Source organism: Tenacibaculum amylolyticum, assembly GCF_964511145.1.
Classification (GTDB): Bacteria; Bacteroidota; Bacteroidia; order Flavobacteriales; family Flavobacteriaceae; genus Polaribacter; species Polaribacter amylolyticum.
The window spans coordinates 61,152-78,449 of sequence record NZ_CAZEFZ010000013.1 but is presented as its reverse complement, the minus strand read 5'-3'; the positions used below and the strand labels follow the sequence as shown (position 1 = coordinate 78,449).

Below are 17,298 nucleotides of genomic sequence, written 5' to 3'. Positions count from 1 at the left end.
TTTGTTTTTAATGGTTTTATGTTTTTTAAGAATTAGATCTGTATAATATCTAGGTCATTTCATTGATAAATATTTGTAGCTTTTCTTTTTGTTCATTATAACTATGTATGGCAAAATCAGATTCAGGTAAGTGTAAAGCCAAATCAATATATTTCTGTTCTTTTTCGGTATTAGAAATGCCCAAATAAGCTTCGGCTAAGGTTAGGTATATCCATACTTGGTCTCCTCTTTTTTTGAACTCTTCTGTAGAGACAATTTTTTCCCATTTATGAATGAGTTCTTTCCAAATTTTAATTGCTTGGCCATAACTTGCATATATGGTTAAATCATCAGACTCGTTCTTTTTATCCAATACAGCTTTAGTAATGTATAAATAAGCGGTATTAATTCCATTGTAATAATCTTGTTTTACATAATACCCTCTTTCATAATAATGCAACGATTTATTTAAATAATCTGTAGTATCTAAAGCTTCAAATAAACGTTTGTTTATTGCTCCTAAAAGACCAAGTGTTTCTGGGTTTGTAGTTTCTTCAGGGTTTAATGTTTGTAGAATTTCTAAAGCTTTAAATAAAGAAGATATTTTATCTGGAATTTCTGATTTATAGGTGTTTAAGGCTAAACGCTGAATGATAAAAACATCGTGTTTATTATAGGTGTTCTCTAAAGCTTCATTTAAAAGTTTTATAGCGACTTCATAATTTTTACTGTTTTTTTCTTTCTCTGCAGCTTCTACAAGACTTGATACAGACTCAGAAGCATCAATATTTTCAATTAATTCTTCATATTCTTCTTCTGTAAAACTCGGAGGAGTAAGATTAGGGATAAAGGTATAAACAGGACTATCAGTTTTTTCGTTTGGATTGTTTAAAATATGAGTTACCAATTCTTTTAAATGTTTTTTAAAACGAACTACTTCTTCATAATCAATACCTTTCCCATAATGTTCATAAGCATGTATTGCAACATGATTAATATCGAATGGAATTCTTTTTTCTTTTAATAAATCATCTTCAGATATAACTATGGTAGTGTTGGGTCTAAGTGCATGCCTAATTCCTAATTCATAAATGGCATTTGCATTTAGTGTAGAGATATCTGCAACAACAAAATCAGCTTTGTAAATATGTTCATACATTTTTACATCTATAACCCCAGTTTGTTTTAAATCTGAAGAACGAAAACACTCGATATTCAATGCTTCAAAAACGGGTTTTATAATATTATTAAAAGTTTTATCAAGATTAATATCTCTACCATTTGCGAAGTCCGTTTTAATACCGTAACCGATAATTACAAAACATGTTTTTTTCATATTAGACATTTAATTTGATTAATTTATATCCTACTAATTTAATGTGTTGAAGCCACTTATTCAACTCTTTAAATTGTATATAAGGAAGGTTTTTAATATGTTTTTTTGAATTCTCAATGTGTTTCTCGATGTGGCTTGTAGTTAAAGGACATTTTTCACCTTTTAAAATATATTTGTCATTTACTACAGGGAAAATGGGGTATATTTTACAATCAGTAGGTTTATAGCCATTATCGCAATTAACTCTATTTTTAGCATTGCATATTACTTTAAAACTATGATCATCTATTTTTTCTATAATTCTAAGATGTGCTATCGAAAACTTATTCTTCTTAGCATATGCTAATTCGTTAGGAAATAAAACAATATAATTTCCTTGATTAAAATCACAACATTTATAGCTGCAATTAGCTGTTGAACATGATTTTATTACCCCATCCATTATTATTTATGAATTTCTTTGAGTCTGTTTATGATTGATAGTTTTAATTTTTTTTCCTGTAAAGAATTATCTTGATTTCGTTGTACTTCAATAATTCTTTCATGAGCAAAATCAAATGGAATTTTTTCATTATGTTTTTCTCTTATAGGGATCCAGAAAACAGGTTCATTTGCAATATCTTTATTAGATAGTGCATGAAACATTCCCGCTTCAAATAAAACATTTGCATTATCTACGAAACTTCCATCTTCTTTCGGTTCAGAAAAGTATGCGATAGCCAATTTACTTGTAGTTATAGCTTTTATTAGTTGTTTGTCTATATTTCCTGTTTTATTTATTTCATTCCACCAAACGAATTTGAATTTTTGCTCATATCGTGCTTCAATTTCTTTAATAACATCAATTACATCTGGTAAGCTTCGAGACGAATATGCTATAAAGACTTCTGGTTTTCTTAAAATATGATTTTGTTTTTGAGTAAGATCAAGTATTTCGTTAACAGCTCTTTTAGTGTTATTAGATTGATGGTTTCTTGCCTGATATGAATATAAAAGTGTAGTTATACTTTTTGAAAGAGTCTCAAAAATTTTTTTAAAGTTCGGATTTATTTCATGAAAATTTTCGAATTCAAAATTAACTACACCTATAGGATCATGCATTCCTTTGTGTTTAAGAGGTAATATTACAGACGTTTTATGATCTTTATCGTCTATGTATTTCCAGTATTTTGGTAGGTTACTTGATGATGACCATAAATCGATACATTTAGAGTTAGGGTTTAGAACATTACCATCTTCAGAAACAACCCATAATTTTGTGTTATTCTCTAAAGCATAACTAATTTGACCTCTTAGCTCATTATTGATCCTTACATCAAATATTTGCCCTATTGCTTCTTGCTTATTACTCCAAATTGTTGTTAAATACTCTTGTTTAGTAGTATTGGTTCTAGATCTAAATTGTACTTCAAAAAATGTAGCTCCAATTATATTTTTTGAAATGTTTTCAAGGATTTGATTTATCTGTTGTTTATTATTATCGTTAATAATATCTACAGATAACGAAAATCTTCTAAAAGCATCAATAGCATCCATAATATTTAATTTTATATACGAAATCTTTTTATTTAAACATTATTTATAGGTCTTCCTTGCTTAACAGCTATTTGCTGAATTCTAACCTTCAATTCTTCTCGTAACACTCGTTGAGATTCCCAGAAAATTATAGGAATATCTTTAGCATCGAAATGAATAACAGTTCCTTTTTTAGCTGTTGCAATAATGGGTTTATTAAGAGCATCTGCATATCCTAACTCATAATATACATTTGGTCTTTCTAATGTTAAATCAACAATTACAAAAGCACATTTTTTAATATGATTGAGCATTTCTGGAATAATTCTTCTAATATCCGTGACTTCATCCATGCGAATACAATCATATTCGGGGTTAAATCTAGAACAGACAATTTTGAAGGAATCAAATGTGTTTTCTAATTCTTCATCATCGGTGAAAGGCATGATAACGAATGTGTTTTTAGAAATTTTCACTCGTTCAGCAAGATTGACAACGGTACTGGCTAATTCCTTATCGTTAATTATACTTTGAGATAAATCTTCAAAATCTTCTAGAGTAATATTATTATTACATGTTTGATGAAAATTATTTTTCTCTTCAAAATAGATTAACTCTGAAGAGCCTTTAAATTTTTTTATAGGCAGAATAGGTTTTTTTGCTATTCTAGCCCAGTTAGCAGCACGTTGTACACCTTCAGAACCACATACGGTAATTATCGCATCGGCATTACTGATAGGTTCAGGAATTTTTAAACTTGGAGTACCTAGTTCCCAATTTTCAAGTTCAGAATCTTTAATTTTTCCAATATTATGTGAAGGAGTAATTCCTTTAGCGATATAGCTGACTATTTTACTATTAATTTCTCCTTCTTTTAATAAAAGAGAGGCGCTTTCAGCTATAATGGCATCAAACTCTGTCATGCATGCATTTAATAATGTATGCCCTTGAGCTATTATTTCTTTCCCTAAGATTTTAGTGAACTTAATGCACTCTTTTTTTAATGGTTCATTGTCCTCATGATAACCTCCAATAACTAAAATTTTCATACTATTAGATTTAAGTAATAATTGAGATACTATTATTCTATATCAATCCTTGCATTGTTTTGAATTCAAAATATGTATGATTTTATTTTATGAGTTGATATAAAGTATTTTTCCCCGTAGATTAAAATTGAATCATATACAAAGGTTTATTAAAAGAGAAAGAAAGTCAATCGTTAGAAATATTGCTTTTTATATCCTCAGAATTAAGGAGGTACGCTTGTTGTCTCTTTTTTTAGAGTTAGTCCTCATTTATAAGGAGGTAAAAACACTCGGTTCTGACTATTGTTTGAATTTATAAACTAATAGAAATTTGTTAAAGAATTTTTAAACACTATATTTTATGTACGAAGTTTACAAAAATGAAGGGTTTGTATGCTCTACTGGAGGGAGAGACAAACCATTTGTGCCAGAAGATGACACAGATAATGGAAATGGAAATCCGAAACCTGGAGGACAAGGAGCCACAACATCATCTCAAGGAGATGATGATGATGATATTAAATGAAGTTAATTTATAAGAAATTGTTATTAAGCATGGTTTTCTTAAATTGTATGAGAAAACCTGCTTTTGTTATTAAAAGATTTCAAAGATGAAAAAAAATATAATCTTAATAATTTCAATTATTTGTTTCAAAAGTATTGTTTATGGGCAATATGATGAATTTAAGGAGATTATAGAAAATACAGATGCATACAAAGAAAAAGTAACGAAAATTAATGAATTAGCTTGGAAAAATAGAAAAGAATATTCAATAGGAATTTTTTATGCGCAAGAGGCTAAAAAAATTAGTGACTCTTTAGGATATGACGAAGGAATATCTACAAGTTTAACTCGTTTAGGAGTTATAGAAAAAATTAGAGGAAATAATTTAAAAGCTATAGAACATTACAAGGGTTCGTTAAAAATTGAAGAAAAACTAAAAAACTTCTACGGAATAAGTAGAGCTAAAATACAGATTGGGAGAATTTATCAAAAAGAAAAAGAATACGAAAAAGCGTTAGAATATAGTAAAGAAGCACTAATAGCTGCTGAAAAACAATCTAACAAAAAGCTTCTAGCAACAGTTTACTACACAATAGCAACGATATATTATAGTATCGAAAATTTTGAAAAATCTTTAGCAAATTACTTTCTAAGTTTAGAGATAAGAAAAAAGGTTGATGATACTAAAGGGCTTGCAAGAGATTATTTAGATATAGGTAATATCTATAATAAAACCTTTAAATACAATAAAGCATTTGTGTACTTAAAGAAAAGTTTGAGCTTATATAAAAAAAATAATAACGAAAGAGGGCTATCTAAGGTTTATAACGGATTAGGAATAAATTATTATAAAAAAGAAGAACTAGATAGTGCTTTGTTTTATTATAGTAAAAGTTTAGCTATTAAAAATGAATTGAAGGACTTAGACAAGGCAGATATTATGAATAATATTGGTCTTCTCTATAAAGAAAAAGAACTATTCGATTTGGCTATTAATTACTTTAGACAAAGTATTGAAATTTCTGAAGGAAATAAAAAAGATTACCAGCTAATCAATTCCTATTATAATTTGGGAGAATTGTATCGAAAGAAGAAGGATTATAAAAATGCAATTCAATTTTTGAATAAAAGTTTGAAGTTAACAAATAAATACAATGAAAAGTATACTAAACTTCAGCTATTAATGAGTCTGGCAGAAACGTATGAAAATTTAAAAGAATATGAAAAAGCATCTTTTTTCAACGAAAGTCATATTGTGTTGAGAGATAGTATAGATGCTACATACAGAGCTTTAGAAGCGTTTGAATCTAAATATGAAAGAGAAAAACAAAAAAACCAGTTATTGGTAAAGGAAAAAGAAATAGATAAAGAAAAGAACCTTAGAATAGTCGCAGAAAATAGAAAGAAAACCATACAGTTGTATGCATTAACAGGGGGAATTGCACTGATAGCATTATTATTTTTTGCTTTATTTTTTGCTTATAAATCGAAAAAAGCTAAAGAGCTAGCAGAAAAAACAAAAGAAATTGAAGTTCAGAGAAATATTGAACTACTAAAAAAACAGGAATTGAAATCTATTAAAGCTATGATTAATGGTCAAGAGAGCGAACGAAAAAGAATTGCACAAGATTTACACGACAGACTAGGAAGCATGCTTTCTATGGTGAAATTAAACTATAAATCAATTGAAGATAATATAGATAAACTAAAAGAAGAGAATAAAAAGCAATACTCACAGGCAAATGCATTATTAGACGAAGCATGTAATGCAGTAAGAGAAATAGCTCATAACATGGTTTCAGGAGTGTTAACAAAATTTGGGTTAGTTGCTGCCTTAGAAGATTTAAAAAACACAATAAAAGGAACTAATACGTTTCAATTAGAGCTTATAACGCATGGATTAGATGATAGATTAGAGAATAATTTAGAAATGGAATTGTACGGCATAGTTCAAGAATTAATCCATAATGTAATCAAACATGCAAAGGCTAGTGAAGTAAGCGTGCAATTATTAAAACGTTCAGACAGTTTAAACTTAACAGTCATAGATGATGGAGTTGGTTTTGATAATTCTATTGAAGTTACTGAGTCAGGGATGGGATTAAAAGGAGTAGCGTCTAGAGTGAATGCATTAAACGGCACTATAGATATTGATACAGGGAGAGGGAATGGAACAACTATTAACATAGAAGTTCCAATATAATGAGAGAATTAATAAAAAGTTATTTATGAAAAAAATTAAAGTAATTATAGCTGATGATCATAAAATAGTTATAGATGGATTAAAGTCCTTATTAGAATTAGAAAAACATATTGAAGTAGTTGGAGAGGCAGCTGACGGAAAACAAGCTTTAGAACTAATAGAAACTAAAGATGTAGATTTGGCAATATTAGATATAGAGATGCCTATACTTTCTGGGATAGAGTTAACTAAGATTATCAAAAAAGATTATCAAAATGTAAAAGTATTAATGTTATCAATGTATAACACGGAAAAGTTTGTACATAGCGTAATAGACATAGGTGCTAATGGTTACATATTAAAAAATAAAGGAAAAGAAGAATTAGTTTTGGCAATAAAGTATATAATGGAAGGAGATGAATATTTTGGTAGAGAAGTAGAAAAAACATTTAGACAAAGTCAAAAAAAGAAAAATGATGAGATTAAAAATGTAAAACTGACTAAGAGAGAAATTGATGTGCTAAAACTAATAGCTATAGGAGATACAACACCAATTATTTCAGAAAAGTTATACATAGCGCATAGCACCGTGGAAACACATAGAAGAAATTTAATAGAGAAAACAGGAGTAAGAGGAGGATCTAAAGGACTTGTTAAATATGCTTTTGAAAAAGGATATATGTAATATTATACACATTAAATAATAAAATAAAAAGTCATTGAGAAATCAGTGACTTTTTATTTTTGATGTCTGTTTTATATCCTTAAAAATGAGGAGGAAACCGTTTTTTTAAATCAATAGTTTTGATGTTTTTTTTGGCAGATTATTAAAGCAAATTTGTAGTGTTAACCTTAAATGTATATAAGTTATGTCACTACAAATACAATATTCAAAGAAAATTGCAAAAGAGCTAGGGAAGGTTGCTGTTTACTTACCAGGAGAAGAAATTAATGTTGGAGACATAGTACAATTTCCACATGGAATAGGAATATTCCGAACAGCTCCTTTCGGAAGCTTTCAAAAGATTACAGATTTAGAAAGTTTAGGAGCAACTTATGAAATAAAGGAAGATGCAGATTCTTCAGATTCCTATCAATTTACAAGTGAGAATTCAGTTGATTTTAAATTTGAGTTAGGAGGGAAAGTAGCTACAGGAATCGAAGAGTTACCAAGCGGTAAAGGAAAGATAAAATTATCGTTTTCAAAAAAAGGAGCTATTTTTTTTTATGCACTTAAATGTAACAGGGCATATATAAATAATATTCTTAGTCTTGAAAAAGAAATTGTTGATAATGGCAAAGAAATGCAATGGGATAATACATTCCTTATAACTTCATTAACAATTGCTAAGAAAGCACTAGTAGTACAATCTATTTCTAAAAATTCAGAAATAACTCTTGGAGGAGATATTAAAGGTATATCAACAGGGAAACTAGAACTAGATGCAAATGCTAATATCAGTCTAGAAAAACAGAAAGGAGACATGTTGATTAAAGATTGGTCGGATGATGTAACTGTATTTGTAGATGTTATGCGCTTTAAAAAGAAAACCTTTGGTAAAAAAGAGAAAATTTTTAAATCGGATACATTTTTAGGAGATCAACCAGAATTTAGAATTGCATTAGAGAAGGTAGACCTTTCTCAATATATCTAATGAATAAAACCATACAAAAAGTAAGATCAATGAGACGTGCGTTAATTGTAGGAATTAATCATTATAAAAATGCTCCTTTAGAGGCTAGTGTTAATGATGCTAGAAATATGTATGAAGTATTAAGCAGAAACAATGATGGAAGTGTAAATTTTGATTGTAAGTTATTAATTTCTGAAGAAGATTCTAATCAAAGTAATATTACAGTTACCAAACTTAAAAAAGAAATTTTCAATTTATTTTATCAAGAAGCAGAAGTAGCAGTATTATATTTTTCAGGACATGGAGCTTATACAGAAATAGGAAGTTATCTGGTAACACAAGATGCAAGGAGATATCATGAAGGAGTTTCATTAGATGAAGTCATAACATTAGCGAATTCTTCGAAAGTTAGCGAGGTTATTATAATCCTAGATTGCTGCCATAGTGGAAATTTGGGAAACCTTAAAGAAATTGGAGGACGTAAAGCAATTTTAAGAGAAGGGGTATCTATTTTAACTTCAAGTAGAGACACACAACTTTCTTTTGAAAAAAAAGACGAAGACCAAGGTGTTTTTACTTCCATAATTTATGATGCATTAAAAGGAGGTGCTGCCGATCTTTTAGGAAATGTAAATGTTTCTGGTATATATAATTATGTAGATCAATTATTAAATACTTGGGAACAGCGTCCTATTCTAAAATCTCATATTTCAAAAATGGTTTCGCTTCGTAAATGTGTTACCAAAATAGAATTAGAAAAACTAAGAAAACTAACAAGATACTTTCCTAGCAAAGAGTATAACTTTCCGTTAGATCCAACTTTCGACGAAGATTTAGATCCTTCAAATGAAGCAAATCAAAAAATAATGAAAGACTTAAGAGAGTACTATAAGCTAGAACTATTAGTGCCTGTAGGAGAAAGATATATGTATAGGGCAGCAGAAAATAAAAAACCATGTATGCTTACAAATAAAGGAAAATATTATTGGGAGATGGTAAATAACAATAGAATCTAAAATAAAATGACAAAAAGAAAAACATTCATCAGTCACTACCACGAAGATGCTTATTATAAAGAATTATTTGAGAAGCTTTTTAAAGATATTATCGTAAATAAATCAGTCAAACCAGGAGATATTAATAGTAATAATAGTGATGATTATACTAAACAATTGATTCAGAAAGAGTACCTTAAAGAAACAACTGTATTAGTTGTTTTAGTAGGGCCTAAAACAAAATGTAGAAAACATGTCGACTGGGAAATTTCTGGAGCTTTAAATTATAAAGTTGGGAATTTATACTCGGGATTGGTAGGAATATTATTACCTGAACATCCAGATTATAAAAGACCATTTTACAATGATTATAACATTCCTGAAAGACTACTTACTAATGTTAAAACTGGATATGCAAAAATCCATAATTGGACTACCAATGAAAGTGAGATGATGGAAATTATTAACGATACTTTTTATAGAAGAAAATCGCATGCAAATGAGAGGGTGAATAATTTACCTCAAATGAGAGAAAATACTTGTGGTTAGATGTAAGAATATTGACATGGATAAACCGTAAGAATTAAAGCAAAATAATATGATTTTAAAAAGGAAGTATGACATAGTAATTTCTTTTACAGAAGCACAAAAAGAAATCGCAATGAATATAAGTTTAGCATTAGAGCTACTAGACATGGTTCCTTTTTATTATCCATACAAAGAAGAGGAGAGCTTAGGCAAGAATTTAATAGAGAACTTAAAAAATATATACCAAAATGAAGGTGTGGTCGTAGTAGCAATCTTTTCTGAAGAATATTTCTTAAAAAAATACACTTTAATAGAATTTAAAGAAATACAAAAAAGATTACTAAACGAACCAGATTGTTTAATACCAGTATTGTATGGAGAAGTTGAATTACCAACTTCCTTGAAAGGGTTAACCCATATATGTTGGGAAAAAACTGACCCTAAATCTATAGCTAGTATTATTAAAGAGCGAATTGAAGAAAAGATAGATTTACTTTTTGATAAAAGTTTTTCAAAAATTAAAAAAGCATCTAAAGGAGAATTAATTGATACAATTAAAAGATTGAATAAGTTCAAGAAAATCAATAAAGAAAATATTCATTTTTACTTAGGAATATGTTACTACCATTTGGATCAATCTAACTATAATCTTCAAAAATCTATAGAAAATTTTACTCAGGTAGTAACAATTAACCCAACTTTTCACAAAGGTTTTTATTGGTTAAGTAGAATAACTATTGAGCAAAAAGGAATCAATAGAATCAAATACAAAGAAATCTTACAGCCAATAGATTGGTTGAAAAGAGCAATAGAATTAGCCCCTGAAGAAACCACTTATGTATTATTTGCGAAGTTTTTAAATGAAAAGTTTTTTAATAAACATGGGCTTAGAAAACCATTTTAATAAACATGATTACACTAGAAGAACGAAGAAAAATTAAAGAATATTTTAAAAGATTTCCTACTTGGACAATCTGGACAATACTAATAAGTATACCTTTTATAGGAGTATATGGAATAGGGATTATAGGATTTATTATTTCTGGTATTACGATTTACAAGTGGCAACAAAAAATAGATGATAAACAATTTGATTATTATCGAAATAAAAGTTTAAGAGAATTAAGAAAAGTTGCATTAGAAAAATTAAGGTTAGATGAATCAGAACTTGTAAGAGATAACGAGTCTATAATAAGTCCAAAATACTGGAATATTGGAGGTGCTAAACTTGGAATGAAAAAAGGGAAAGATGATGTTTTAAGATATTCTCCAATAGGAACCAATCTAATTTTTTTTACAGAGAATAAACTATGTATTTACCAATGTGCTTTAGATTTATTTACAGGAAACCCATTAAATATATGTAGCTCTAAATATTACTACCAAGATATAGTAGCTATAGAAACTCAATCGCATGCATTTAGTATTAAGGAAGGAGAATTAAATGAAAAAGCTTTAAAATATATGCCAAATCTTAGAAACAATGTAATTAATGGAGTAATTCAAATAAATCAATCAGAACAATTTGTTTTAACAACCAAAGGGGGAACAGCAGTTAAAATTCAACTTCCAGATTATAGTATTCTTAACTATGGATTAAAAGGGAAACTAAGTCATAGTAGATCAGATAAAGCAATTGCTTCAGTAGAAGCAATGCTAGATAGTAAAAAATCATAGAAAATAAATTAACTAACTAACCATAAAACTTTAAAACATGCAGGGATTAAAATATAATGTAGATTTAGTAATGTGTATAGATTGCACAGCAAGTATGTCTGGAATTTTAAATACGGTAAAAGAGAATGCATTGAAATTTCATTCAGATTTATTAAATGCATTAGATGAGAAGGGGAAAGAGATTTCTCAATTAAGAATTAGAGTGCTTGCTTTTCGAGATTATTATTACGATGGAGATATGGCAATGGAAACATTAGATTTTGTGACTTTACCAGATCAAGAGCATGTTTTTTCTGAATTCATAAATAATTTAGAACCTATGGGAGGAGGAGACGAACCTGAAAATGGCCTTGAAGCATTATCATTAGCAATAAAAAGTAATTGGGGAAAAGATGGAGATAGAAGAAGAGAAATTGTTATTGTTTGGACAGATGCATCTGCTCATTCTCTAGAAAAGAATACAGGTTCTAAACCATCTAATTACCCTAGTGATATTCCAGAAAATATGGATGAATTATATGATTTATGGGATGGACAGAAAACACCTATGAATGCTTCGGCAAAACGGTTATTAATATATGCACCAGATTCATATCCATGGTCAGATCTAAGTAACGATTGGGAAAGCACAATGCATTTTCCATCAAGAGCTGGAACTGGATTAGATGAAGTAAGTTATGAGCAAATCTTAAATGCAATTTCTAATAGTGTTTAAAATGGAAAGCTTAAATAATGACTTTTTCCTAAAGGTTTGGGGAGAAAAAATAAAAAGTAAAGGAGAAGATGCTCATCCTCTTTGCTTGTCAAAACAAGATATATCAGTTATTGGTGTTTGTGATGGTATGGGGGGAGCAGGTTCCAAACTTTATACAAATAATAATTCAAAGAAGAGTGGAGCAGCCATAGCAGCTACGACTGTTTCAAAGACTGTAACAGAATATTTCTTAAATGTATTTAATGAGGAAAGTTTTGAATTTGATATAGATAAGCTAAAAAAGCTTATAAAGGAACAATTACATGAAATTAGTAATTTGTATAAGGAAGAAAAAACATTACTCAAAAGTAAATTAATAAGTAGCTTTCCAACCACACTCGCTATTTTATTATTGTTTAAAAGAGATGAAAAAGTTGAAGTAACATCTATATGGGCAGGAGATTCTAGGAATTTTACATTAACTAAAAATGGATTACTACAATTAAGTAAAGATGATCTCAGAATAGATAACGATCCGTTAGAAAATATATATAACGATTCTCCATTGTCAAACTTTATAAAGTTAGAAGATGATTTTAAATTGAATCATACAACGTTTGAAATCGAAAAAAAGAATGTGTTTTTTTCTGCAACTGATGGATGTTTTCAGTTTTATAAATCACCAATGCATTTTGAACTTATGTTACTTAAAACATTATCTGCTTCTAATAGCGTAGATGAATGGAAATTAAACATAGAAAAAGAGTTGCACGAAATTTCTGGAGATGATTTTTCTATGGCATTAGAAACTATTGAATTTAAAAATTTCGATTCAATTAAAAAATATTACCAAGATAGATGTGATTTGCTACAGAATCTTTTAATAGATATAGATCATATAGAAGTAGAAGAAAAGAAACTTGAAAATACAATAGAACATTATCAAAAAGAAATTATAAAGAGTAAGCAAAAAAAGAAAGAAAAGTTATTGCAAGTATGGAAAGAATATAAAAAAGAATATTATAAAAAAGTAGAAAGTTATGTTGAAAGGGGAGAACATTAATGGATATATCATTCAAAAAGATTTTGAAACATCAGGACAATCAAAATATAGTACGGGCATAAGAGATGGAGAAGAGTTCTTTATCAAAGAATTTTTCAAACCCAAATACCCAACTCCAGAATCACGTGGTAGTGAAGAAACTAAGGTAAGGAAACAAAAACGCTGTAAAGCTTTTGAAGAACATCATGTTCCTATTGTAGAAATACTTAACGAAAAATGTGGCCGAGGAGGCAACTTAATTTATCCTTTAGATTTTTTTAGAAGTGGTACCACTTATTATAAAGTGTATGAAAATATTAATGTTTCAACGATAAGTGTAGAAGAGCTATCCAAACTCCCTTGGCAGGAAAAACTAATAATTTTTATAACAATAACTAAAAGTATATCCATATTACATAGTATAAACCTTGTACACGGAGATATAAAACCAGACAATATTTTAATTAAAAAAACAAAGAAAAATATTTTTACAACAAAACTAATAGATTTTGATAATGCTTATTTTTCTGAAAAACCTCCAGAAAATTCAGAAGAAGTAGTTGGAGATCAGGTATATTATTCTCCAGAATTAGCAGAATATGTAATGGAAGGGACTGCCTGTAGAAGAGATTCACTCACGGTTAAATCTGATATTTTTTCATTAGGACTAATATTTCATTTATTTCATACAGCTAAAATACCAAACTTTGATACCAAATATAAATATTGTTGGGAAGCTGTATTAGATGATAATTTATCGATAATTGAAAGCAGTTCGAATGAAAAGTTTAATAGTTTGATTCAAGAAATGCTTTCACGATCTACAGAAGACCGTCCAGACATTAATGTCGTTTTTAATAAATTAAAAGAATTACAAGCATCAGCTAAAAGACCATCTGCAAGAAAAAAAGAAGTTTATAAAACTAGTAGACCAGAATCAGTAATTTCTTCTAAAAAAGCATTGAAAATTTCAGCAAATATTAAAAAAACTAAAAAAGAAGAAAAGACAGAGATAGCTTATAAAGGAGGAGGGTTAAAAGGAAAACTAATCAGTAACAAAACCAAAAAATGAGCTGGCAATGTAATTCAGATGAACATTGGAATCCGACAGAGGTATCAGTTTGTGAAATTTGTGATACACCTCGCCCAACAGGAGTTCTTTATTTTTTTAAAAGTAGAAAAGGACTTTTTTTTAGTTGGAATTTTAAAAACTGTAATTTATTCAAACTGAATAATGAAGAATTAAGTATAGAAGGAGAAAAAACAATTCCTTTAGATATAGACTTCATTAATCTTGAGATTTCAAATAACAATACTCAATTAGTTAAAAAGATAGATCTAATAGATTTAGAAAAGGGTGAAACCGATTTTGAAATTCCTATTTTACCTTCTTTTGGAGTTATTTTAGAAAATAAGACAATAAAAAGTATAAAAGGAACTGATGTTAAAGTGCCTTTTAAAACTAGACCAAAAACTAAAAAACTTACAATTGTAGATGAAAGTGAAAAAATTGTTTTTAATGAAGATGAATTCACAAAACACTTTATAGTAAAAAATGTTCTTTATGATAAAAAAATAAGTTTTATAGCAGAAGATGAATATGGAAATATTCTAGAAAGCGAAGTAACTATTTTAACTTTTAACAATGTGTTAGAAGAATTACCATTGCAGCCATTAAAGGAACATTTTCTAGATACTGAAAAGATTAGTTTAAAATGGAATTATGTGCATTGTAGTGAAGTAACTTTGGTAACGCCTCACAAGACATATACAAGTGTAGAATATAAGGTAGATGATTTTAAAATACCAATAAAGACAGTAAGTGAAAAAACAAACACAAAATGTACTTTATACATATCAGATTTAATAGGAGGGAAAAAAGAACCTATTAGCATAAATGTACCTGTATATCCAGCAATAAAAATAGATAGTTTTAGAGCTTCAAAAAATACTATTTCTCCTAAAGAGATTGTAAGAATAAATTGGAATATAGAAAACTATTCAAAAATACTGTTACATGCAAATGAAGCTGTCTTTGATGTGACTTTGAAGAAAGAATTTCTGTTAAGACCAGATGAGTCGTCTATTTTATATTTAGAAATAATTAGTCTTGGTGAAATAGAAACGATCATTTCAGAAAGTATTCATATAGAAGTTTGTCAGCCTATAGAGATTGATTTTACTTGTGATGATAAAATCCTTATAGAAGGACAAAACACTACAATAAAATGGTCAGTTAAAAATGCTACATCAGTTAAACTGATTTCCGATGAAAAGATACTTGAAAAACTACCGAATAAAGGAAAATTAACTATTTCCCCTAAAGAAGATAATTACTATAGTTTAGAAGCTTCTAATTCAATAGATACTTGGAGTAGCACACTAAAAATTAAAATAATTCCAACTCCTAAATTAGAATTAATAACACTACCAATTGCTCCTAAACTTTCTTTTGTAGAGGTTTTTGATATGAATTTAAAAGAGAAACTTCCAAGTAAAGAAACTGTAGAAATAAGTAATTTAAAAATTCTTCAAAGAATAGCGTATAAATTAAAAGGTATTAAAAAAAGTGTTAGTTACTTTTTTTTGAGTGAGATAGATAGAAAGAATATTAGTCATACAAAACTAAAATTGCATCCTGATAAATACTTTTTTAAAAAAGTTTTAAAACCATTTAAAATGCTCTCAAAATGAAAAAAATATTAAAATCAATACAATATTTTTTCTGGTTATTAGCTGGATCAGATATTAAAATACTAGAAAAAACACCAACAGATCAAAACAGACATGCAAATGTTGGTTTAGCAATATTCACAACTACATTGGTTGCTTTTGTAACTGGGTGTTTAGCAGGATTACAATTCGCACCCAAAACAGAATATAAATGGGGTTTAGCACTTTTCTTTGGAGGTTTATGGAGTTTGCTTGTCTTTACTATTGATAGGAACATGGTGCTAACGCTAAAGAAAAATCCTAAACTTAAAAAACAAAAACTAATTAAACCTTTCTTGTACAGACTATTTTTATCAGGATTAATCTCTTTTTTTATTTCTATACCATTAGAACTATGGATTTTTAAAGATGAAATAAAAGAACAAATGAAAAAAGATGATGATAAAAAAATAGAAGAAAGAAAGCTAGCATTAGCAGGAATATATGATTTGGGAAAGTTATCAGATGAAAAAAGAGAGATAGAGGAAGATATTAAGAATCTTCAGACAAAGTTAAATGCATTTGAGCCTTCAACTCCTTCTTATTTAGCTTCAAAAGAAAAAGCTATAAGAGCAGGAATAACTTATGAAAGGTATGATACATATTACAAAAATCAAGTAAAGAGAAGGAAGGAATTTCATAAAAAATGGAGAAACAGAATAGTATTTAATAATGACGGTCAAAGAGTAAGAATTGGAGATTTACAAAAAATAGAACAAATAAAATACAGAGATAATAATTATGCTAACTGGAAGAAAATTTATGTGTTAACAAACACAAATGGTAAAGAAACATTACAACGTAATAAACTTAGAATAAAGCGAGACAGTTTAGAAGAAATTAGACTTCAAATTTTTAATGATTATTACAGAGGAGTAGAAGCAGATAAAAAACAAAAAGATAGTATAGCGTTAAAAAAACAAAAAGAATTATCTGTGAATAAAGGAAAAGTAAATACAGAAGTTGAAGATTATGAGACTTTAACAAAAGATAATAGTGGTTTTATTAGCCAATGGATAGCTCTTAACAACTTACATATAGTAGGTGATGAAGCGTCTGAAAACAAGAAAAGTGAAGCTTTTTGGATTTTGTTCTTTATATGGTTTATTAGAGTAGTGTTTTTTACAATAGAATTGCTGCCAACATTAACAAAATTTACAACACCAGTAGGTGCATATGATTGGGCAATTTATGAAGAAGAAGAAAAACAAAGAAAACTACTAGAAAAGAGAAAAGAGCTAAAATTAGCAGAAATGGATAGTGAAATTGAAGTTGAAATAGAAGAAAGAAAAATTTTAAAAGAAAAAGGATTGAAAAATTTAGAGAGTAAAATCCTTGAAGATTATTTTGAAAGACAAAATAGAATCGCAACTAAAATGATGGAAGTATGGGAAAAGGAAGAAATGGAAAAGATAAAAGAAAGTATATAAAAAATAACTATTCCCTCTGTCTTAATATGGAGAGAATAGTT

17 protein-coding genes are annotated in these 17,298 nt (G+C 28.4%); 13 read left to right on the top strand and 4 right to left on the bottom strand.

The window, feature by feature from the left end; translation table 11 throughout:
• Positions 1–49: 49 nt before the first annotated feature.
• From ACKTTC_RS06190 to ACKTTC_RS06175, 4 genes are read right to left on the bottom strand one after another with little or no spacing between them, the layout of a single operon-like run.
• Positions 50–1,315, bottom strand: a complete 1,266-nt coding sequence (locus ACKTTC_RS06190; protein ID WP_408038931.1) for a TRAFs-binding domain-containing protein — start codon at positions 1,313–1,315, stop codon at positions 50–52.
• A 1-nt stretch (position 1,316) separates the two neighbouring features.
• The gene (locus ACKTTC_RS06185) at positions 1,317–1,757 is read right to left on the bottom strand and encodes a hypothetical protein (protein ID WP_408038930.1); all 441 of its coding nucleotides are present in this window, start codon (positions 1,755–1,757) and stop codon (positions 1,317–1,319) included.
• A gap of 2 nt (positions 1,758–1,759) precedes the next feature.
• Positions 1,760–2,851, bottom strand: a complete 1,092-nt coding sequence (locus ACKTTC_RS06180; protein WP_408038929.1) for a hypothetical protein — start codon at positions 2,849–2,851, stop codon at positions 1,760–1,762.
• 32 nt (positions 2,852–2,883) lie between these two features.
• Positions 2,884–3,879, bottom strand: a complete 996-nt coding sequence (locus tag ACKTTC_RS06175; protein WP_408038928.1) for a hypothetical protein — start codon at positions 3,877–3,879, stop codon at positions 2,884–2,886.
• Between the two features lie 340 nt (positions 3,880–4,219).
• Between ACKTTC_RS06175 and ACKTTC_RS06170 the strand changes: the two genes are divergently transcribed.
• From ACKTTC_RS06170 to ACKTTC_RS06110, 13 genes are all read left to right on the top strand, one after another.
• Complete coding sequence (locus ACKTTC_RS06170; RefSeq protein WP_408038927.1) at positions 4,220–4,384, top strand: hypothetical protein; 165 nt, start codon at positions 4,220–4,222, stop codon at positions 4,382–4,384.
• A gap of 85 nt (positions 4,385–4,469) precedes the next feature.
• Entirely contained in the window at positions 4,470–6,566 is a 2,097-nt protein-coding gene (locus ACKTTC_RS06165; protein WP_408038926.1) for a tetratricopeptide repeat-containing sensor histidine kinase, read from the top strand.
• Positions 6,567–6,591: 25 nt separating this feature from the next.
• A complete protein-coding gene (locus ACKTTC_RS06160; protein WP_408038925.1) occupies positions 6,592–7,230 on the top strand; it encodes a response regulator transcription factor in 639 nt (212 codons plus the stop codon).
• A gap of 184 nt (positions 7,231–7,414) precedes the next feature.
• Positions 7,415–8,200: a hypothetical protein gene (locus ACKTTC_RS06155; protein WP_408038924.1), complete on the top strand. Its 786-nt coding sequence runs from the start codon at positions 7,415–7,417 to the stop codon at positions 8,198–8,200.
• 29 nt (positions 8,201–8,229) lie between these two features.
• Positions 8,230–9,195 (top strand): caspase family protein, encoded by a 966-nt coding sequence (locus ACKTTC_RS06150; RefSeq protein WP_408038923.1) that lies wholly within the window; start codon positions 8,230–8,232, stop codon positions 9,193–9,195.
• Between the two features lie 6 nt (positions 9,196–9,201).
• Complete coding sequence (locus tag ACKTTC_RS06145; RefSeq protein WP_408038922.1) at positions 9,202–9,723, top strand: TIR domain-containing protein; 522 nt, start codon at positions 9,202–9,204, stop codon at positions 9,721–9,723.
• Between the two features lie 49 nt (positions 9,724–9,772).
• On the top strand, positions 9,773–10,606 hold the full coding sequence (locus ACKTTC_RS06140) for a hypothetical protein (RefSeq protein ID WP_408038921.1): 834 nt from the start codon (positions 9,773–9,775) through the stop codon (positions 10,604–10,606).
• A gap of 5 nt (positions 10,607–10,611) precedes the next feature.
• Complete coding sequence (locus ACKTTC_RS06135) at positions 10,612–11,379, top strand: hypothetical protein (RefSeq protein ID WP_408038920.1); 768 nt, start codon at positions 10,612–10,614, stop codon at positions 11,377–11,379.
• A 37-nt stretch (positions 11,380–11,416) separates the two neighbouring features.
• Complete coding sequence (locus ACKTTC_RS06130; protein WP_408038919.1) at positions 11,417–12,094, top strand: vWA domain-containing protein; 678 nt, start codon at positions 11,417–11,419, stop codon at positions 12,092–12,094.
• A gap of 1 nt (position 12,095) precedes the next feature.
• Positions 12,096–13,136, top strand: coding sequence for a PP2C family serine/threonine-protein phosphatase (locus ACKTTC_RS06125; protein ID WP_408038918.1), 1,041 nt, complete (start codon positions 12,096–12,098; stop codon positions 13,134–13,136).
• The gene (locus ACKTTC_RS06120; RefSeq protein ID WP_408038917.1) at positions 13,114–14,187 is read left to right on the top strand and encodes a protein kinase domain-containing protein; all 1,074 of its coding nucleotides are present in this window, start codon (positions 13,114–13,116) and stop codon (positions 14,185–14,187) included. Before ACKTTC_RS06125 ends, ACKTTC_RS06120 begins: the two co-directional genes overlap by 23 nt.
• Entirely contained in the window at positions 14,184–15,809 is a 1,626-nt protein-coding gene (locus ACKTTC_RS06115; RefSeq protein ID WP_408038916.1) for a hypothetical protein, read from the top strand. Before ACKTTC_RS06120 ends, ACKTTC_RS06115 begins: the two co-directional genes overlap by 4 nt.
• Positions 15,806–17,257 carry a DUF4407 domain-containing protein gene (locus ACKTTC_RS06110; protein WP_408038915.1) on the top strand — a complete coding sequence of 484 codons (1,452 nt, stop codon included), beginning with the start codon at positions 15,806–15,808 and terminating at the stop codon, positions 17,255–17,257. The genes ACKTTC_RS06115 and ACKTTC_RS06110 overlap by 4 nt, the downstream gene beginning before the upstream one ends.
• Positions 17,258–17,298: the final 41 nt, after the last annotated feature.